Source organism: Streptomyces sp. NBC_00224 (genome assembly GCF_041435195.1).
Taxonomy (GTDB): Bacteria; Actinomycetota; Actinomycetes; order Streptomycetales; family Streptomycetaceae; genus Streptomyces.
This window is the reverse complement of sequence record NZ_CP108106.1, coordinates 2,524,001-2,544,118: the sequence shown is the minus strand read 5'-3', so window position 1 is coordinate 2,544,118 and position 20,118 is coordinate 2,524,001. Positions and strand designations below refer to the sequence as shown.

Annotated in this window: 15 protein-coding genes; 12 read left to right on the top strand and 3 right to left on the bottom strand. The window is 71.4% G+C overall.

The window, feature by feature from the left end:
- Positions 1–26: 26 nt before the first annotated feature.
- Positions 27–461, bottom strand: a complete 435-nt coding sequence (locus OG965_RS11335; RefSeq protein ID WP_371651729.1) for a cell division protein SepF — start codon at positions 459–461, stop codon at positions 27–29.
- A gap of 312 nt (positions 462–773) precedes the next feature.
- Here OG965_RS11335 and OG965_RS11330 point away from each other — a divergent pair, with 312 nt between their 5' ends.
- The 7 genes from OG965_RS11330 (at position 774) to OG965_RS11300 (ending at position 9,270) form a co-directional block, all read left to right on the top strand.
- On the top strand, positions 774–2,036 hold the full coding sequence (locus tag OG965_RS11330; RefSeq protein ID WP_371656913.1) for a DUF5685 family protein: 1,263 nt from the start codon (positions 774–776) through the stop codon (positions 2,034–2,036).
- A gap of 444 nt (positions 2,037–2,480) precedes the next feature.
- Positions 2,481–4,289: an FAD/NAD(P)-binding protein gene (locus OG965_RS11325; RefSeq protein WP_371651727.1), complete on the top strand. Its 1,809-nt coding sequence runs from the start codon at positions 2,481–2,483 to the stop codon at positions 4,287–4,289.
- Positions 4,290–4,412: 123 nt separating this feature from the next.
- Positions 4,413–5,426 (top strand): LLM class flavin-dependent oxidoreductase, encoded by a 1,014-nt coding sequence (locus OG965_RS11320; RefSeq protein ID WP_371651725.1) that lies wholly within the window; start codon positions 4,413–4,415, stop codon positions 5,424–5,426.
- Positions 5,423–6,715 (top strand): NtaA/DmoA family FMN-dependent monooxygenase, encoded by a 1,293-nt coding sequence (locus OG965_RS11315; RefSeq protein ID WP_371651723.1) that lies wholly within the window; start codon positions 5,423–5,425, stop codon positions 6,713–6,715. Before OG965_RS11320 ends, OG965_RS11315 begins: the two co-directional genes overlap by 4 nt.
- A 4-nt stretch (positions 6,716–6,719) precedes the next feature.
- On the top strand, positions 6,720–7,529 hold the full coding sequence (locus tag OG965_RS11310; RefSeq protein WP_371651722.1) for a DUF1684 domain-containing protein: 810 nt from the start codon (positions 6,720–6,722) through the stop codon (positions 7,527–7,529).
- A gap of 196 nt (positions 7,530–7,725) precedes the next feature.
- Positions 7,726–8,631, top strand: coding sequence for a S1 family peptidase (locus OG965_RS11305; protein ID WP_371651720.1), 906 nt, complete (start codon positions 7,726–7,728; stop codon positions 8,629–8,631).
- A 159-nt stretch (positions 8,632–8,790) separates the two neighbouring features.
- Entirely contained in the window at positions 8,791–9,270 is a 480-nt protein-coding gene (locus OG965_RS11300) for a hypothetical protein (protein WP_371651718.1), read from the top strand.
- 17 nt (positions 9,271–9,287) lie between these two features.
- Here the strand turns inward: OG965_RS11300 and OG965_RS11295 are convergent, their stop codons facing one another.
- Positions 9,288–10,193 (bottom strand): DUF4231 domain-containing protein, encoded by a 906-nt coding sequence (locus tag OG965_RS11295; RefSeq protein WP_371651716.1) that lies wholly within the window; start codon positions 10,191–10,193, stop codon positions 9,288–9,290.
- Positions 10,194–10,487: 294 nt separating this feature from the next.
- On the opposite strand from OG965_RS11295, the gene fxsA reads away from it, so the two are divergent.
- Genes fxsA through fxsT form a run of 5 tightly spaced genes read left to right on the top strand, consistent with a single transcriptional unit; the run spans position 10,488 to position 19,000 of the window.
- Positions 10,488–10,604 (top strand): FxSxx-COOH cyclophane-containing RiPP peptide, encoded by a 117-nt coding sequence (gene fxsA, locus OG965_RS11290; RefSeq protein ID WP_371651714.1) that lies wholly within the window; start codon positions 10,488–10,490, stop codon positions 10,602–10,604.
- 27 nt (positions 10,605–10,631) lie between these two features.
- Positions 10,632–12,869: a radical SAM/SPASM protein FxsB, inactivated metallohydrolase extension form gene (gene fxsB / locus OG965_RS11285; RefSeq protein ID WP_371651712.1), complete on the top strand. Its 2,238-nt coding sequence runs from the start codon at positions 10,632–10,634 to the stop codon at positions 12,867–12,869.
- Complete coding sequence (locus tag OG965_RS11280; RefSeq protein ID WP_371651710.1) at positions 12,862–13,680, top strand: aminoglycoside N(3)-acetyltransferase; 819 nt, start codon at positions 12,862–12,864, stop codon at positions 13,678–13,680. Before fxsB ends, OG965_RS11280 begins: the two co-directional genes overlap by 8 nt.
- Positions 13,681–13,740: 60 nt before the next feature.
- A complete protein-coding gene (gene fsxC / locus OG965_RS11275) occupies positions 13,741–15,081 on the top strand; it encodes an FxsC protein (RefSeq protein WP_371651709.1) in 1,341 nt (446 codons plus the stop codon).
- On the top strand, positions 15,065–19,000 hold the full coding sequence (fxsT, locus tag OG965_RS11270) for an FxSxx-COOH system tetratricopeptide repeat protein (RefSeq protein ID WP_371651706.1): 3,936 nt from the start codon (positions 15,065–15,067) through the stop codon (positions 18,998–19,000). The genes fsxC and fxsT overlap by 17 nt, the downstream gene beginning before the upstream one ends.
- A gap of 80 nt (positions 19,001–19,080) precedes the next feature.
- On the opposite strand, the gene OG965_RS11265 is transcribed toward fxsT, so the two are convergent.
- Positions 19,081–19,950 carry an alpha/beta fold hydrolase gene (locus OG965_RS11265; protein ID WP_371651704.1) on the bottom strand — a complete coding sequence of 290 codons (870 nt, stop codon included), beginning with the start codon at positions 19,948–19,950 and terminating at the stop codon, positions 19,081–19,083.
- Positions 19,951–20,118: the final 168 nt, after the last annotated feature.

The following is a 20,118-nucleotide window of genomic DNA, read 5'->3' as shown; positions in this document are numbered from 1 at the left end:
GAACGGTGATCCGGTGAGCGCCCCGCTCAGCTCTGGTTGAAGAAGCCGCCGGTGGCGCGGCCCGCGGCCTCGCCGCTGACGATCTGGGTGTCGGCGGGGGTCAGCAGGAAGACCCTCGTCGCCACGCGCTCGATGGAGCCGCGCAGCCCGAACGTCAGGCCGGCCGCGAAGTCCACGACGCGCTTGGCGTCACCGGGCTCCATGGACGTGAGGTTCACGATGACCGGGACGCCCTCGCGGAAGAGCTCGCCGATGCCGCGCGCGTCACGGAACCCGTCGGGCGTGACCGTGGCGATCCGGCGCCCCTGCTCGTGGGCCGCCTCGGAGGCCACCCGCACCCGCGGGTCCGTCACCCAGGCTTCGCCGGACTCGGCTTCCTCGGTGTACTCGTCGTCGTAGTAGCGGTCGTCGTTGTCCTCGACAAGTCCCAGCCAGGCACTCGCCTTGCGCACCGATCCCATGGACGCCTCCTCTCACAGCGGACTTCTTCTTGCTACTTCTCGCGTTCCGCACCCCTATGGTCGTCCATGATGCGGATACCGCGCCAAGTGGATAGCCGCCGTGCAGGGGATTCGTGACGGGACTGGTGCAGAAGATGTGGCGAATCGTCAGCTTTCTTCCGCTGTACGACGGGTAACGGATACAAAATATGAACTTCCGTCCAGACGGGTGATGGAGCGGACGTACGGGTGAACGGATCGCTCGATACGATGCCTGCCGCACTGTTGAACGAGGCGTGGGGCGAGGTGTCCCGCGGCACCCGGGGGAGCGTCGTGTTCGGAATCGTCAGGCCCTGCTCGCATCGGCTCACAGAGGGCCTGAGAACCGAGTGGATGGCCCATCTCTGCGGCCTCTGCCTGGCACTTCGCTCCGACCACGGCCAGCTCGCCCGGGTCGTGACCAACTACGACGGGCTGATCGTCTCGGTTCTGACGGAGGCTCAGGTCGAGAGCAGCACCGGGCGCAGGCGCACCGCCGGGCCCTGTCCGCTGCGCGCGATGCGGACGGCCCCGGTCGCCCAGGGCGAGGGCGCCCGGCTCGCCGCGGCCGTCTCGCTGGTCCTGGCCTCGGCGAAGGTCCGCGACCACGTGGCCGACCGGGACGGGCTGTTGAAGCGCAGGCCGGTGGCGCTGGCGGCCCGCCGGCTCGCCGCGAGCTGGGACCGGGCGGGCGCCCGCACCGGCGCCTCACTCGGGTTCGACACGGCGGTCCTGGTCGACGCGGTCGACCGGCAGACCGCGATCGAGGCGCTCGCCGGGCCGGGCACCTCCCTGCTCACGGTCACCGAGCCGACCGAGACGGCCACCGCCGCGGCCTTCGCGCACACGGCCGTACTCGCCGGGCGCCCGCACAACGCCGAGCCGCTGGCCGAGGCGGGCCGCCTCTTCGGACGGCTCGCGCACCTCCTGGACGCCGTGGAGGACCAGGCGTCCGACGCCGCGTCGGGCGCCTGGAACCCGCTCACGGCGACCGGCACCGACCTGGCCGAGGCCCGGCGGCTCGCCGATGACGCGGTGCACGGCATCCGGCTCGCCCTGCGCGAGGTCGACTTCGTCGACGGCAGGCTGGCGCACGTCCTGCTCGCCCACGAGCTGAAGCAGTCCGTGAACCGGTCCTTCGGGACGGCGGGCTGCGCCCACGGCGGTGCCGATGCGCACGGTCACGGCGACGCCGATGTCCACGGTCACGCCGATACCGGTGCTCACGGCTCCCACCAGCCCGGTCCCTACGGTTCGCCGCCGCCCGGCGGCCCGTACGCCCCGGTGCCCGGCAACCCGTACGGTTCGCCGCCGCAGGGCGAGGGACCCAGGCCCCCCGCGCCGCGCGGCTTCCTCGCGGGGTGCGGCGTCTTCGCCGGGCTCTGCTGCACCTGCCAGATGTGCTGCGCCAAGGAGTACGAGGGCCCCTGGTCGCGGAAGAAGCAGGAAGGCTTCTGCCGCGACTGCGACTGTGACTGCTGCGATTGCTGTGATGTCTGCAAGTGCTGCGACGGGTGCGATTGCTGTGATGGATGCGACTGCGGGTGCGACTGCTGACGTACCGTCATGAAGTGTGTACGTACGGTCACTTGTGTTCGGTGGGTGACATCGGTGACGCGGTGACGCGGGCGTGCGAGTCGTGCGACTTGTGCGAGGGGAGGGGTGCGCGGTGTCAGCTGTGTGAAGGCGCGGGAGAACGGCGCGCGCGGGCGCCGTGGGAAATCCGTGCGGGCGGTCGGCTCAACAGGAGGAGGACCACACTCGACCGAAGTCGATGTGGGAGCGCGTGACCAGCCACTGCTGCGGATGCATGGCCCAAGTGGAACAGGCATCCGTATCCGCGTCAACTGCCGTGAGACGTACCGCTCACAGTGCGGACAGCCTTGACAACCGGCCGTACGCACCGCATAGCCTCGGGAACGGACCGTGCTGAGGGGCTGGTCCGCGCTGTGTACGTGAAGGCATCACCGTGTTCGATCCCGGCATCCACGGAGCCTTCGCATGCCCCTGCCCCTCCCGAAGCAGCCTTTCCCGAAACCGCCGTCCGTCCTCGTCGTCGTGGGAGCCGGTCCGCGGGGGACCGGATTCCTGGAGCGGCTCGCCGCCAACCTCCCCGGCCTGTACGGGGACCAGCCGCTGGAGGTCCATCTGGTGGACCCCTATCCACCGGGCGGCGGCCGGATCTGGCGCGAGGAGCAGTCGCCGCTGCTGTGGATGAACTCCATGGCCGAGGACGTCACCATGTTCACCGACGAGACGGTCGTACAGGAGGGCCCGGTGCGTCCGGGGCCCACCCTCGCCGAGTGGGCCGGGATCGACGGGCAGACCTTCCCGAGTCGGCGTGCGCAGGGCGCGTATCTGCGCTGGGTGTACGAGGAGGCGGTGGCCGAGCTCGGCCCCGCCGTCACCGTCCACGAGCACCGCACCCGGGTGCTGCGGATCGGCGGGCCGCGCGAGGGCCGCCAGCAGGTGTGGCTCGAAGGGCGCGCCGAGCCGCTGGGCGCCGATCTGGTGGTGCTCACCCTCGGCCATCTGGACGCCGAACCGGACGCCGAGCAGCGGGAGTTGACGGACTTCGCGGTACGCCACGGGCTCGTCCACCTGCCGCCCGACTTCACGGCGGACTCGGACCTGTCGGCCCTGGGCCCCGGCGAAGCGGTGATCGTGCGCGGCTTCGGGCTCGCCTTCGTCGACCTGATGGTGCTGCTCACCGAGGGGCGCGGCGGGCGCTACGACGAGAGCGGGACCTACCATCCGTCCGGCCGCGAGCCGGTCCTCCACGTCGGCTCGCGACGCGGGGTCCCCTACCACTCCAAGATCGGGTACACCTGGCAGGGCGAACGGCCGCCGCTGCCACGCTTCTTCGGGCCGGATGCCGTCGACGAGCTGCTGAAACGGCCGGGCCGCCTCAACTTCCGGCGGGATGTGTGGCCGCTCATCGACAAAGAGCTCGGCTTCGCGCACTACCACCGCCTCTTCACCGCCCACCCCGGGCGTACGGCCGTCGACTGGCCCGACTTCGAGGAGAAGTACGCGGCGGCCGGGGCGGGAAGCCCCGAGCTGCACGCCCTGGTCGCCGCCGCCGTCCCCGACCCGGCCGACCGGCTCGACCTGGAGGCGCTCGACCACCCCCTGGACGGAGTGCGCTTCGCGTCGTCCGACGCCCTCCAGGACGGGCTGCGCGCCTACATCAACCAGGACCTGACGCGCCGTCATGACCAGGCCCGCAGCCCCGACCTGGCGGTGTTCCTGGGGCTGCTCTCCGTCTACGGGCAGCTTCTGCGGCTCGGTGATGTGGGCGGCCGGTGGCACGGGTTCTTCAGCTACCTCGCCTCCGGCCCGCCCGGCCCCCGGCTGCGCCAACTGCTCGCGCTCTCCGACGCCGGGGTCGTCCGGTTCCTGGGCGCGGGCATCACCGTGGAGCGCGACGAGGACAAGGGCGTCTTCCGGGCCGGCGGCGCCAGTGTGCCGGGGGAGTGGACCGAGGCGCGCGCCCTGGTCGAGGCGCGGCTGCCCGAACCGTCCCCGGAGCGCACCCGCAGCCCGTTGCTGCGCGCCCTCCACCGGGACGGCGCCGGCATCACCGCGAGCGGGCTGCTCACCGTGGACCCCGCCGACGGGCGGGTCCTGGACCGCGACGGGCGCCCGCACCCGCGCCGCTTCGCGCTCGGCCCGCACACCACCGCGCGGGTGTCCGGCGCCTTCACCCGGCCCCGCACCGGCGGGCCCGCGTTCCGGCAGAACGACGCCTGTGCGCGCGCCGCGCTGAGCTTCCTGCGCGACCTCGCGTGTCGCCCGCTCAGCGCCTGAACCGGCGCCGCAACCTCCGTACCGCATTCCACCCGCCACCCCGTGAAGGGGGCCCCACGAGCGCACCCGCGCCTTCCTCGCCAAGATCCTCTGATCCCGACGCACCCCGCAAGGAGAACCGACATGCCTCCTCCCCGTACGCCCACCCGGCCGCTCCACCTCGCCGCCGACATCGGCGGCTCGCCCCACTACGAAGCCCGCCACTACACCGCCCTCGCCCGGCTCGCCGAGCGGGGCACCCTGGACTTCGTCACGCTCGGGGACTCCTTCGCCCGGCCGGGCCTCGACGCGCTCGCCGTGCTCGCCCGGGTCGCGCCCGCCACCGAGCGGATCGGCCTCGTGCCCACCGTGACCACCACGCACACCGAGCCGTTCCACGTCTCCTCGGCCGTGGCCACCCTCGACTGGGTGAGCCGGGGCCGGGCCGGCTGGAGCCCCGAGGTGTCCACCACCGAGGCGGAGGCCGCGCTCTTCGGCCGCCGCCCCGCCGCGCCCGCCGCCGACCTGTGGCACGAGGCGCGCGAAGTCGCGGACGTGGCGGGCAGGTTGTGGGACAGCTGGGAGGACGGCGCCGAGATCCGCGACGAGCCGACCGGCCGCTTCATCGACCGCGACAAGCTGCACTACGTCGACTTCGAAGGCCGTACGTTCTCGGTGCGCGGCCCGGCCATCGTGCCCCGGCCGCCGCAGGGCCACCCCGTCACGGTGATCGACGCGACCGCCCCCGAGCCGCGCGCGGCCGCCGTCCGGCACGCCGACATCGCGCTGGTGCGCGCCGAGGACCCGGCCGCCGCCCGCGAACTGCGCGAGGAGCTGCGCGACCGGGCCCGCGCCCACGGCCGCGACCCCGAGCGGCTGCGGGTGCTCGTCTCGCTCCCCGTCCAACTGCACACCACCGCCGACGCGGTCGGCCTCGCCACGCTCATCGGCGACTGGTACGAGCAGGGCGCGGCCGAGGGCTTCCATCTGCGCCCGGCCGAGCCCGAGCGCGATCTGGCGCTGCTCGTCGACGGGACCGTACCGGTGCTCCAGCACCGGGGCTTACTGCGCCGGTTCTACCCCGGCGCCACACTCCGCGAACACCTGGGCCTGGCCCGGGCCGCCAACCAGTACGCGCACGCCGGGAGCCCGTCATGACCAAGCAGATGCACCTCGCCGCCCACTTCCCCGGCGTCAACAACACCACCGTGTGGGCCGACCCTCGCTCCAGGAGCCAGATCGACTTCTCCTCCTTCGTGCATCTGGCCCGCACCGCCGAGCGCGGCCGGTTCGACTTCTTCTTCCTCGCCGAGGGGCTGCGGCTGCGCGAGCACAAGGGGCGCATCCACGACCTCGACGTGGTGGGCCGCCCCGAATCCCTCACCGTCCTCGGCGCGCTCGCGGCCGTCACCGAGCACCTGGGCCTCGCCGCCACCGTCAACGCCACCTTCAACGAGCCCTACGAGCTCGCCCGGCGCTTCGCCTCCCTCGACCACCTCTCCGGCGGGCGCGCCGCCTGGAACGTGGTCACCTCGTTCGACGCGTTCACCGGGGAGAACTTCCGGCGCGGCGGCTATCTGGACCGCGCCGACCGCTATACCCGGGCCGCCGAGTTCGTCGCCACCGCCCGTGAGCTGTGGGACTCCTGGACGCCGGAGGGCACCCCGCGTCCGTTCGCCCATCAGGGGCAGCACTTCTCCATATCGGGGGAGTTCACCGTCCCGCGCTCCCCGCAGGGCCACCCGGTCGTCATCCAGGCCGGGGACTCCGGCGAGGGCCGCGAGTTCGCCGCCTCCACCGCCGACATCGTCTTCACCCGGCACGGCACCCTGGAGGCCGGGCGGGAGTTCTACGCCGATGTGAAGTCCCGGCTCGCCAAGTACGGCAGGCGCCCCGAGGATCTGAAGATCATGCCGGGGGTGACCTTCGTGCTCGGCGACACCGACGCCGAGGCGCAGGAGAAGGCCGCCGACATCCGGCGCCGCCAGGTCTCCGCGCAGAACGCGATCGTCGCCCTGGAGCAGATCTGGGGCCGCGACCTGTCCGCCTACGACCCCGACGGGCCGCTTCCGGAGATCGACCCGGACCCGGAGTCCGAACTGGTCAAGGGCCGGGTGAAGGTGGGCGACCCCTTTGCGGTCGCCGCCAAGTGGCGGGCGCTGTCCGAGGCCAAGGGCCTCTCCATCCGGCAGACCGTCATCGAGACGACCGGCCGGCAGTCGTTCATCGGGACCCCGGCCTCGGTGGCCGCCCAGCTCACCGAGTTCGTGACGGCCGACGCCGCCGACGGCTTCATCCTCGTCCCGCATCTGACGCCGGGCGGACTCGACGACTTCGTCGACCGGGTGGTGCCGCTGCTGCAGGAGCGCGGGGTCTTCCGTACGGAATACTCCGGCCCGACACTGCGCTCGCACCTGGGGCTGCCCACCCCCGTACGGAAGGGTTGAACACATGAGCACGGACGCGGCGAGGGATCCGCAGGACGCGGCACAGGAGTGGAAGAACTGGCACGAACGGCGCATCGAGACTGTCTCGGCGCCCTACGGTCCGCTGGCGCTGACCGGCACCCACTGGCTCGCCGACGCGGTGGAGGGGCGAATTCCGGCCGTGCCGGGCGAGTGGCGCGAAGACGACGACGCGGTGGTGCTCACGGCCGCCGCGCAGGACGGGATCGCCCTCGACTCAGAGCCCTTCAGCGGCGAGGTGCGGCTGACCGCCGACCACACGCCCATCGGTGAGTCCCGGCTGGCCCAGGGCGCGCGGCGGCTCGTGGTGCTGCGCCGCGAAGGGCTGTGGGCGGTGCGGGTCTGGGACCCGGAGGCCGAGCGCCGACGCGCTTTCGCGGGCATCGGGGCGACGCCGTACGAGGCGCGCTGGGCGGTGCCCGCCACCTTCCGCCCGTACGACGAGGCGCGGACCGTACGGGTGGCGAACGCCGACGGAGTGGAGCGCGGGCTCGGCCTCGGCGGGGAGCTCGCGTTCGCGCTCGACGGCCGGGAACACACCCTCCAGGTGGCGGTCGAGGACGACGGCGCGCTCTGGGCGGTGTTCGCCGATGCGACCAGCGGGGATTCGAGCTTCCGGTTCCGTTTCCTGCGCCCCGGCGCACCCGATGCGCAAGGACGGCTCACGGTGGACTTCAACCGCGCACTGCTGCCTCCGTGCGCCTTCGCGGAGCACTTCATCTGCCCCTTCCCGCCCCCGGGCAACACCCTCGACGCGGCGGTCGCGGCGGGCGAGCGGACCGTCCTCACCCGCTGACCCGCGGGCTCGCAAACCCCAACGGCCCGGCCGAAAGGCGCCCTTGCGCCCGACGGCCGGGCCGCCGAATACTCCCTCCCAAGCGCTTGTCAGGAGCACGGCTTGCGCTCAACAGTGCTGCCGTCAGCTCTGGCTGCGCCTCACGGGGTCCCCCCACCCAACTCGGGCCCCTCGATTCCCCTCGGGAGGAACAGAAGTGAGGATCAAGCGCACCACCCCCACCCGCCACCGCGGTCTCGCGAGACGCACCAAGGCAGTCGCCCTTACCGCAGGGCTCCTCGCCGCCGGCGCACTCGCGGTCCCCACCGCAAGTGCCACCCCGTCCCAGGTGTTCAGCGCCACCCAACTCTCCGCCGCGAGCAGCGCCGTGCTCGGCGCCGACGTCGCGGGCACCGCCTGGAGCGTCGACCCCGCCACCCACACGCTGGTCGTGACCGCCGACTCCACCGTCAGCAAGGCCGACATAGCCAAGATCAAGCGGCAGGCCGGAGCCAACGCGTCCGCCATACGCGTCGAGCGGACCCCCGGCAAGTTCAGCAAGCTGCTCTCCGGCGGCGACGCCATCTACGCGCCGAGCTGGCGCTGCTCCCTCGGCTTCAACGTCAAGAAGGGCAGCACCTACTACTTCCTGACGGCCGGTCACTGCACCGAGGGCAAGCCGCCCTGGTACACCAGTTCCTCGCACGCGACGAGCATCGGCCCGACGGTCGGCACCAGCTTCCCGGGCAACGACTACGGCCTCGTGCAGTACACGAACACCTCGCTGGCCCACCCGAGTGCCGTGGGCAGCCAGCACATCAGCAGCGCGGCCAACCCCACGGTCGGCCAGACGGTCACCCGGCGAGGCTCGACCACCGGCATCCACAGCGGCCGGGTCACCGCGCTCAACGCCACCGTCAACTACGGCGGCGGTGACATCGTGTACGGCCTGATCAGGACCACGGTGTGCGCCGAGCCCGGCGACTCCGGCGGCCCGCTCTACGCCGGCTCGACCGCGCTGGGCCTCACCTCCGGCGGCAGCGGCAACTGCTCCTCCGGCGGCACGACCTTCTTCCAGCCCGTGGTCGAGGCCATGAACGCCTATGGCGTCAGTCTCTTCTGACGGCTGATCACCTCGCTGCCCCGGCAGCGGCGAGCCCCCGTCCGGCCATCGGGCGGGGGCTCGTTCCCTGTGCACATACGGCGGCCATGACTGGACGCGATGCGCCTTTTTGGGAGGATGTTCACGGCGGAGAGGCGACCGGACACACGGGGTGAGTCAGTGAAACGCATCGGAGTGACCGGTCACCGAGACATTCCCTCCGAGGCGCTGGGGGAGATCCGCACCTGTCTGCGGAGCCTGCTGTGCGGACACGACGGTTCCCTGGAGGCCCTCTCCAGCCTCGCGGTCGGCGCGGACCAGCTGTTCGCGGCCATCGCCCTGGAGTGCGGCGCCTCCCTGACCGTGGTCATTCCCAGCGGCGACTACGAGAACGGCTTCGCCGACGCCGCCGAACTCGCCCGCTACCAGGGGCTGAGGGGACAGGCCACGCAGGAGGTCCGGATGGACTTCCCGCACGCGACGGACGAGGCGTACTACGCGGCCGGCGCCTATATCGCGGACAACTGCGACCGTCTGGTCGCCGTCTGGGACGGCCAGCCCGCGCGGGGGCTCGGCGGCACCGGCGACATCGTCCAGTACGCCCGTGGCCTGGGCAAGTCGGTCACGGTGGTGTGGTGCGACGGGGTGCGCCGCCCGTAGCGCCCCGTCCGGGGCGATCAACTGCGGAGCCGGACCAGCCAGTCGGTGTGCTGGGGCGACACGACCCGCTCGGTCTCGTAGACCGCGCCCGGCCACTCCCGCTCGCTGACCGTGTTCTCCATGGCCACGTGCATCTCCTTGAGGTCCTGCTCCACCAGGGAGTGCGCCGAGATCAGCGGCTGGTGGCGGCGGATCTCGCTCCACGCCAGACACGCGGCCGCCGCGGCCGAGAGCAGCCCGGCGACCTTGACGTCCTGGGCCGCGCCGAACATGTGCAGCGTCGCGAAGAGCAACGCGAGAACGGTGAGCAGGGTGATTGCCGAGGTCCACAGCGCGGTGGCCCGCTTGGAGGCCTCCTGGCGGCGCCGGTACCAGTTGCGCTGCTCGATCAGCCGGTCCCGGACGTAGGTCTCCTTGCGTACGGTGAACGCCTTCGCCCGTAACTCCCGCATGGGCGCGGTGATGAGGGGCACATCGGCCAGGCCCGACGCCCGGTCCTCGCGCGGATCCCGCCAGCCGACCTTGCGCAACTCCCGCAGTCCTTCCTCCAGACGGAGGGTGAACAGACCTTCGGGATCGGGTGCCTGGGAATCGAAGGGGGTGCCGTGCACGGCATAGCGCCAGCACATGGATTTGATGAACTCGGCCGCCGAACGGTTCAGTTGCCAATGCGATTTCGCATGCCCGCGGGCAGCGCGGAAGCTCACCGCGAGCACCCCCGCGTACGCCAGTGCGCTGAGCGCGCTGGTCAGCTGGAAGTCACCACCGAGCGTCATCTTCCACGGCAGTGCCGCCAGCGCCGCCCCCACCACCAGCAGGCACAACTGCCAGCGGGTGCTGTTCACCGCGGCCCGCTGGCGCCCTATCGCGAGTGAGTCCGCGTGATGGAAGAGACCCGGCAGGTCGGCGTTGCGGAAGACCATGCTTTGCAGAGGACCGGGAATCGCCGTCACATCCACCCCTGTCTGCGGTTTTAGTCATCACTCTTTCGATGGAACGACCCGTTCCGTACACCTTCCGCCAATGCTGGGTCACGCGTTTGCGGCAAGCGGTCGTGCTCAGTTGCCAACAGTGGCCAAGAGAGTAAAGTCGTGCCGCCGACACTGCAACGGTGCATGTCGTCGGTACCACTGTCCACATGCAGGAATTACCCATCAAGGACGGCCGTGAAGACCTCCGTGAATTCTCTCTCCTTCGCCCCTGCGAAGAAGAGCCGTGTGCCCCTGGCAGACATCGACGTCCGCGGTGCGGACGCCGCCAGGAAGCTCGGCCGCGTGCTGCCCTCGTCGATCGGTCGCCCCGTGCAGGCGTCGACCTTCAACTCGGCTCTCTAGTCTGTCGGAGAGCTCTAGACTGGCGGAATGACTGGACCCGTGGTCCCATTCCGCGAGATCGTGCTCAAGGTTCACAGCAGATGCGATCTTGCTTGTGATCACTGCTATATCTACGAAGCCCCTGATCAGAGTTGGCGTACCCGCCCCAAGGCAATCTCTGACGAGGCGATTTCATGGACGGCCCGGCGACTGGCCGAGCACGCCGAGAAACACGTACTGCCCTCCGTGTCAGTGATCCTGCACGGAGGGGAGCCGCTGCTGGCGGGCCCCGCCAGGCTGCGCCGGGTGTGCGAGGAGCTGACCGCCGCCCTCGACGGCGTCGCGGAGCTCGATCTGCGCATCCACACCAACGGCCTCCAGCTCAGCAGCCGCTACCTCGACCTGTTCGACGAGTTCGGCGTCAGGGTCGGCATCTCCCTCGACGGCGACCGGTCGGCCAACGACCGCCACCGCCGCTTCGCCGACGGCCGCACCAGCCATCCCCTGGTCCTGAAGGCCGTCGAACTGCTCCGCAGCGAGCGCTACCGCCACCTCTTCCTCGGGCTGCTCTGCACCATCGACGTGGCCAACGACCCGGTCACCGTCCATGACGCGCTCATCGCCCTGGACCCGCCGCGCATCGACTACTTGCTGCCGCACGCCACCTGGGACGCGCCCCCGGCCCGGCCGGGCGGCTCCCCGACCGAGTACGCCGAGTGGATCCTGGCGGTCTTCGACCGGTGGGAGGAACAGGGCAGACCGGTTCCGGTCCGGCTGTTCGAGTCCGTACTGTCGACGTTGAACGGCGGCCCCAGCCTCACCGAGTCCCTGGGCCTGGCCCCCACCGACCTCGTGGTGGTGGAGACCGACGGCACCCTGGAACAGGTCGACTCGCTCAAGAGCGCCTACGAAGGCGCGGCCGCCACCGGGTTTGACGTCTTCCGGCACTCCTTCGACGAGGTCGCCGCCCATCCAGGGGTACGGGTGCGCCAGCTCGGCCTGGCCGGGGTCGGACCCGAGTGCAGACAGTGCCCGGTCGTCCGCTCCTGCGGCGGCGGGCTCTACACCCACCGCTACCGCTCGGCGAACGAGACGGCGGGCAGGGGCGCCTTCGACGGGCCCTCGGTCTACTGCGCGGACCTGGAGGCGCTGGTGCGGGGCATCGAGACCCGCACGGCCGCCCGCCTCGTCCCCGGCGCCGTCACCGACCCCGGTGAACTCGTCGCGGCCGAGCACGAACTCACCCGCACCCTGCTCGCCCGCCTCCACGCCGATCTGGCCGGACGCGGCGGTCCCGAGTGGGCCGAGGCCTGGCGGCTGACCGCCCTAGTCGACGGGCCGGGCCTCGACGAGGTGCTGACGCATCCGTACGCGCGCGGCTGGCTGCTCACCACCCTTCAGGCGCTGCGCACGGGCCGGCCCGACGCCGTCGCCCACGCCCACCGCCTTGCCGCCTACACCGCGGCCGCCGCCGTCCGCGGCAGGCTCGACGTGCCCGTCACCGTCGGGTACGCGGACGGCAGGCTGGTGCTGCCCACCCTCGGGGAGCTGAGGGTCGGCGCCCCGGGCGAGTCCGGCCGCGCGCGGGTGGTCTCGGCCGAGAAGGGCTTCCGGGTCCGGGGCGAGCGCTTCGAGCTGGAGGTGGAGTGCCCGCGCGAGCCGTGCGGCGACTGGCTGCCGGTGCGGGGCCTCGGCCGGGACGGGGCGCCCGATCCGGCGCTCGACGACCTCGACCCGTACCGCGACTGCTTCGGCACACAGGTGCTGCCGCGTCTGGGTCTCGCCGAGGCCGACGAGTGGAGCGGGCGTCTGGGCGCCGCCTGGGGGCTGCTCTCGGCCACTGTGCCGGGCCACGCGGCCGCCGCGGCCGCCGCGCTGACCACGCTCACCCCGCTCGCGGGCGCCGGCGAACCGGTGGCCGGGCGGCACGGCTACGGGGCACTGGGGGTGCCCGTGGGGCTCACGGGGGACGCGTTGGCGCTGGGGCTGCTGCGAGGCTTCCGCAGGGCCAGGTTCCGGGCCCTGCGCGATGTGGCGGACCTGTACGCCCTGGACGGCGGCTGGCTCCACCCGGCCGACTGGCGTGAAGAGCCGGTGCCGGTTTCGGTCCTGCTGGCCGAAACACATGAGCGGGTGGCGGTCGCCGCGTACGACAGGAGTGCACGCACTCTGGCGGAGACCCGGCGGGCGCTGGAAGCTCTTCAGGGGGCGGCCGAACTCACCGTAGGCGGGAAGAGCCTGGTCGCCGACGTCCTGGTGGAGTGGGAAGAGGCAGCCCGTGGATGAGCGAGCCCAAGCAGTGCTGGAGAGCGCGTTACTCGACGACCTGGTCGCCATGGGGATCAACGAGGGGGACACCCTGCTCGTGCACGCCTCAATGAGCGGTCTGGGGCACGGCCCGCGCGTGCTGGGGCAGGCCCTGCAGACGGTGGTCGGTGGTCGGCTCAAGGGCACCCTGGTGGTCCCGGCCTTCACGGCGGAGAACTCGCTCACCTCCACTGCCCACCGGCGGCGGAGCAGGAACGTGCTGCGGGATCCGGCCGCGTACAAGGATTTCAAGCGCAGAATGGAGCCTTTCGACCCGGACCGGACCCGAAGTCAGGGAATGGGCCGGTTGGCGGAGTGGGTGCGCACCTCGGAAGGGGCGGTGCGCAGCACCCATCCCCAGACGTCCTTCGCTGCCTGGGGCTGCCGTGCCCTGGAGCTGATGGAGGGGCATGAACCCGATTGTCATCTGGGCGAGAAGTCGCCGGTCGGCGCGCTGTATCGCGCCGGGGCCCGGGTACTCATGATCAATGTGGGATTCGGTGTCTGCAGCGCCTTTCACCTCGCGGAATACCGGTATCTGCGCAACCCGCCCAAGAAGCTGTACAGCTGTGTGGTGCGGGACGAGAGTGGGCGTCGGGGATGGTTCCACTATCCCGACGTCGATCTCGACGACAGCGACTTCGAGGCGGTCGGGGCCGACCTTCCGGAAGAAATGCGCAAAGAGTGGCAGCTGGGACGGAGAACCGCCCGGTTGTTTTCGATCAAGGGGGCGGTGGACCATGCGGTGGACTGGATGACCGAAAAGCGGCCTTGTTTGACCGAACGGTGAGGGGATGGAGCGCCGTGCGCTCCGGAATGATGTTCTTCAATACTGCAGGACGGGGGTCGTGTGCACGCATCAGCGCAGCCGCGTCCGGCCGACCAACATCGGCCCTACTTCTTTCTGAGTTACGCGCACACGCCGAGGTACGGGGCGGGCGGCCCGGACCCCGACATGTGGGTGGAGCGGCTCTTCCGTGATCTCTGCGGCCATGTGATGGCCATGACCGACCTGCCCGCCGGTGCGCCCGCCGGCTTCATGGACCGGGAGATACGGTCCGGCGAGGGCTGGTCGGAGCGCCTCGGCGAAGTCCTCGCCTCCTGCCGGGTGTTCGTGCCGCTGTTCTCGCCGCGCTACTTCGCGAGCGAGATGTGCGGCCGTGAGTGGTACGCGTTCGAGCAGCGCACCATCCAGCACCAGGCATACACCAACCGCCCGGCCGAGGCGATCGTGCCGGCCCTGTGGGTGCCGGTCCCGCCCGAGCAACTGCCCGGGCCCGCCGAGCGGTTGCAGTTCAACCACCGGGCCTTCGGCGACCGCTACGTCACCGACGGCCTCTACGGGCTGATCAAGCTGCGCATATTCGCCGAGGAGTACGAACGCGCGGTCTACGAGCTCGCCAAACGCATCGTCAGCGTCGCCGACGCCACCGCGATCAGGCCCGGCCGCCACGTCGACTACCGGCTGGCGCCCAGCGCCTTCGGCGCGGCCCCCAGCGAGGGCCCACGCCCCATGCACGTCACCGTCGCCGCGCCCACCCGGCACGAACTGCCCGAGGGCCGCGACGACGCGTACTACGGGGAGAGCCCGCTGGAGTGGAATCCCTATCACCCCATCTCCGCCCGGCCGCTGGCGCTGGTGGCGGAGGACATGGTGCGCTCGCTCAACTACCAGACCACCGTCTCCTCCTTCGACGAGGAGGTGCTGCACCTCGACGGCAAGCAGCCGCCGTCGCGGCCCGAGGTCCTGCTGGTGGACCGGTGGGCGCTGGAGGACGAGGACCGGCGCGCCCGGCTCGCGGCCTTCGACGCCGAGCACCGGCCCTGGGTGAGCGTGGTCGTCCCCTGGAACCGCGACGACACCCAGAGCCGGGCATCGGAGGTGGAGTTGACGCACCGTCTGGAAGAGACCATGCCGTCCAAGATGCGCCAGGGGCGGGCCGCGTGCCGGGCCGCAGCCAAGGGCGTACCCAGCATGGAGGCCTTCGGGCAGATACTGCCCCAGGTCGTGGAGGCGGCGGCACAGCAGTATCTGAGACACGCGACGGTCTATCCGCCCGCGGGGGGCGGGCACACCGAACGGCCGCGCCTGGTCGGGCCGATGGGCACCGATTTCGGCACCACGCAGTACATCCCCGACAGGCTCGATCACGCGCCCGATGCGGAGGAGACGGATGACAGCCAGTCGTGACGGACGCATCGTCACGTTCTACTCGTACAAGGGTGGTACGGGCCGCACCATGGCCCTCGCCAACACGGCCTGGATCCTTGCCGCCAACGGCAAGCGGGTCCTCGCGGTGGACTGGGACCTGGAGGCCCCGGGGCTGCACCGCTTCTTCCACCCCTTCCTCGACCCCTCGACGCTCGGTGCCACCACCGGGGTCATCGATCTCATCACCGAATACGCCTGGGCCGCCACCAGTCCCGTGCCGCGCTCGGACGACTGGCACCGCGACTACGCGCGCATCCAGCCGCACGCCGTCTCGCTCACACCCGAGGCCCTGGGCTGGCAGTTCCCCGACGGCGGCACCCTGGACTTCGTCTCCGCCGGCCGGCAGAACCGCGAGTACTCGGCGACCGTCTCCACGTTCGACTGGGACAACTTCTACGACCGGCTCGGCGGCGGCCACTTCTTCGACGCCCTGCGCGAGGACATGAAGGAGAACTACGACTACGTACTGATCGACAGCCGCACCGGCCTCAGCGACATCGCCGACATCTGCACCGTCCACCTCCCCGACGTCCTGGTGGACTGCTTCACCCTCAGCGACCAGTCCATAGACGGCGCCGCCTCCGTGGCCCGCCAGATAGACGAGCGCTACAGCGGGCAGAACATCCGCATCCTGCCCGTCCCCATGCGCATCGACGAGGGCGAGAAGGAGAAGGCGGACGCCGGCCGGGCGCTCGCCCGCCTCAAGTTCGACCGCTTCCCGGCCGGGCTCTCCGGCGACGAACTCACCGCGTACTGGGGCGCGGTGGAGATCCCGTACCGCCCCTACTACGCCTACGAGGAGACGCTGGCGACCTTCGGCGACGAGGCCGGGCTCTCCAACTCGCTGCTCTCCGCCTTCGAGCGGCTCGCCTCCGTCGTCACCGAGGGCCGGATCACCTCGATGCCGACCGTCAACGAGGAGATCCGGCTGCGGATCCGGGACGCCTTCACCCGCCGCAGGCCCGCACTTCCGGCCGATCTGTTCCTCAGCTATGTGGCCGAGAACCGGATGTGGGCCGACTGGATCGAGTCCGTGCTGACCCGGGCCGGGTTCCGGGTGGTGCCCCGCGACGTGTCGGCCGAGCCCAGCAGCGCCGACGGGGAGGCGGTCGCCGCCGAGAACGCGGCCCGTACCGTCGTCCTGATCTCCAGCGCCTACCTCAAGTCGGCCCGCGCCGTGGAGATCTGGTCCCGGGCCGCCGCCGAGGACCCCTCGGGTGCCCGCCGCCAGCTGCTGCCGCTGCGCGTCGGAGACGTACGGCTCACCGCGCCCTACATCGACCGCAACCCGGTGGACCTGTTCCGGCTCGACGAGGTGCACGCCACCACCGCGCTGCTGCGCGCCCTGGAGCGGCCGGTGCAGATCAGCGACGGGGTGGCGCCCGGACCGCGGTTCCCCGGCACCGTCCCCAAGATCTGGAACGCGCCGCCGCGCAACCCCGGCTTCACCGGCCGCTCGCTGGTCCTGGAGCGGATGCGCGACCAGCTCGGCGGCGGCCTCGCCGTCGTCCTGCCGCAGCCGCAGACGCTGTACGGACTCGGCGGCGTCGGCAAGACACAGGTGGCCCTGGAGTACGTCCACCGGTTCATGGCCGACTACGACCTGGTCTGGTGGATCTCCGCCGAGCAGCCCGACGACGTGGTGGCCGGCCTCGCCGAGCTCGGCGTACGGCTCGGGGTGCAGGGCGGCGACGACATGAACTCCGCCTCCCGCGAGGCCATCGACCTGCTGCGGCGCGGGGTGCCCACCTCGCGCTGGCTGCTGGTCTTCGACAACGCGGACGACCCCGAGCAGCTCAAGCGGTTCTTCCCGCCGGGCGGCCCGGGCCACGTCCTGGTGACCTCCAGGAACCAGACCTGGTCGCAGTACGGCGACGCGCTGCCCGTCGACGTGTTCCTGCGCGAGGAGTCCATCGAGCACCTCCAGCGGCGCGCCCCCGGGCTCACCGTGGACGACGCCGACCAGGTCGCCACCGCGGTCGGTGACCTGCCGCTCGCCGTCGAGCAGGCGGCGGCGTGGATCGCGGAGACCGCGACGCCGGTCGCCGCCTATCTGGAGCAGCTGGCCCAGCAGGCCCCCAGCGTCCTCGCGCTCAACCAGCCCGCCGGATACCCCGAGCCGGTCGCCGCCACCTGGAACGTCTCCATCGAGCGGCTGAAGCAGCGATCGCCCGCGGCGGTCCGGCTGCTCCAGCTCTGCGCCTTCTTCGCGCCCGAGCCGATCTCCGCCAATCTCCTCTACAGCAAGGAGATGATCGACGCGCTCAAGCCGTACGACGCCACGCTCCAGGAGAAGCTGGTGCTCGGCCGGGTCATCCGGGAGATCGGCCGGTTCGCCCTCGCCAAGGTCGACCAGGTCGGCAGCTCCATCCAGGTGCACCGGCTCGTCCAGGCGGTGATCCGGGCGCAGTTGAGCGACGAGGAGCAGATGGACGCCCGGCACGCCGTGCACCGCATCCTCGCGGGCGCCCGGCCGGACGCCGACGAGCCGATCGACAACCCGGAGACCTGGGCGCAGTTCAACACCATCTGGCCGCATCTGACCCCGTCGGGGGCGCGTCTGTGCGACGAGCCGGAGACCCGCCGGCTCCTCATCGACCGCGTGCGCTATCTGTGGAAGCGCGGTGACTTCAACGCGGCCGCCAACCTCGCCGAGGACCTGCGCGAGGAGTGGCGCGAGAAACTGGGGCCCAACGACCTCCAGTACCTGTACCTGCGCTTCCACCTCTCCAACATCCTTCGCTCGCGCGGCCGTTACGTCGAGGCGATGGAGCTGGACGAGGAGACCCTGGCCCGCCAGACGGAAGTGCTCGGCGCCACGCATCCGCACACGTACATGACCACCAGCGCCCTCGCGATGGACCTCGGGGCGCTCGGCCAGTACAGCAAGGCGATGGAGCTGGCGACCGAGGCGCACGAGGGGTTCCGGCAGATCTTCGACGAGTCGCACCCGCGCACGCTCGCCGCCGCCAACAACCTCGCCCTGAACATGCGGATGCTCGGCCAGTACGCCCGGGCCCGCGAGCTCGACCAGGACGTCTACGACCGGCGCACCGAGGTGCTCGGCCCGGAGCACCCGTACACCCTCTCCTCCGCGATGAACCTGGCGCGGGACCTGCGGGAGATCGGGCGCTACGAGGACTCGGTGGCGCTGCTCAGCCGGACGTACGACCTCTACAAGGAGCAGTTGGGCCGGGCCTTCCCTGGCACCCTGGCGGCGGCCAAGAGCCTCGCCGTGTCGCTGCGCCGGGCGGGCCGGCTCGACGACGCGCGCCGGCTGACCACCGCGACCCGCAACCGCTACCGCGCCAAGTACACCTCCGCCAACCCCGACTGGCTGGCCTGCGACCTCAACATGGCCGCCGACCTGTTCGCGGCCGGGGACTCGGCGGCGGCCCGGGACGCGGCCCAGGAGGTCGTCGACCAGTACATCAAGGTGCCGGGGGAGCGGCACCCGTACACGCTGGCGGCCAGCAACAACCTGGGCATCTACCAGTGGGGCTGCGGGGCACTCGACTCCGCCGACACCCTGTTGGAGACGACCATACGGACCATGCGCGACATACTCGGGGAGAACCATCCGCACGCGCTGTTCGCCACCGTCAACCTGGCCAATGTGAAGGCCGACATGGGCGATCTGGAGAGCGCCCTGGAGATCGAGCGCAACGCGGTCGCGCGGCTGCGGGAGGTGCTGGGAGCGCACCACCCCGAGACGCTCGCCTGCGCCGCGAACATGTCGGTGACGCTCGACGGGCTCGGCCGCAAGGAGGAGGCGCTGCACGTGCGGGCGGAGGCCGTGGAGGAGCTGCAGCGACTGCTCGGCGACGAGCACGCGTTCGTCCGGATCGCCAGGGACGAGCGCAGGGTGCAGCGGGACCTGGAGCCGCTCGCGGTGTGATGTGAGGGGACGACCGGTGCGACCGGAGTGATCGCACCGGTTCCCTCCGCCGTGTACCGCCGGAGGTCAAAGACAGGCTCTCAGTCCTCCTCGATGAGCCAGGTGAGGATGTCGGGCAGCGCGTGCAGGGCGTCGAAGTGGGCGGCGGTCGGCTCCAGGACGGCCGTGGCGCCCGGGATGCGTTCGGCGAGCCAGCGGGAGTGGCCGACCGGCGAGAACACGTCCTTCACGCCGTGCCAGAGCAGCACCTCGCCGATGATGTCGGCCGGGTCGAACCCCCAGGGGCCGCAGAAGGCGAGCGCGTCGTCGATCCATCCGTACGCCGAAGTCCGCAGCGCCTCCTGGTAGTTGCGCAGCAGCATGGACCGCACCCCGGCGTCCTTGACCACCATGCGGTCGGCGTGGGTGAGGTCGCGGCGCAGCTCGTCCAGGAGCTGGATGGGGTTCCGGCGGATCTCGTCCGAGCGCGGGATGAGCCGGGCGGCGAACTCCTCGGGGTTGACCGACGCGGTCGTGAACTCCTCCACGTTGTAGGCGGTCATCCCGTCGAACCAGTCGAGCCCGGCCGCGTCCCGGGGCGCGAGCGTGACCAGCGCGGCGGTCCGGGTGACCCGCTCGGGCAGCAGGGCCGCGCAGGCCAGCGCGTGCGGGGCGCCGCCGGAGCGGCCGACGACGGCGAAGCGTTCCAGGCCGTAGCTGTCCGCGATCGCCTTCACGTCCTGGACGACGTCGGCGACGCTGCGGCCCTCCAGCCGGTCGGAGCCGCCGTAGCCGGGCCGGTCGTAGGCGATCAGCTGCATCCGGCGCTGGTAGAGCACCATGCCGCGGGGTGCGGGGCCGAGACGGCTGCCGGGGGTGCCGTGCAGCAGGAAGACCGGTCTGCCCCGCGGGTCTCCGAAGCGCTCCACCGTCAGATGCCGCCCGTCGGCCGCGCGCACCCGACCGCGCACTCGTGCCCCCTCCGCTAGTGGGTCGCGATACCGATCGCCGGGACCGTCCTCGTACCGCCCATACCGGTTGTCGGATACAGGCATCGACTGTTGCGGCATTCCCCTCCCGCCCGCGTTTTACCCATTCAGTGGAGTGTGACCGGGACTCCCCCTGGGACGGAAGCGGAG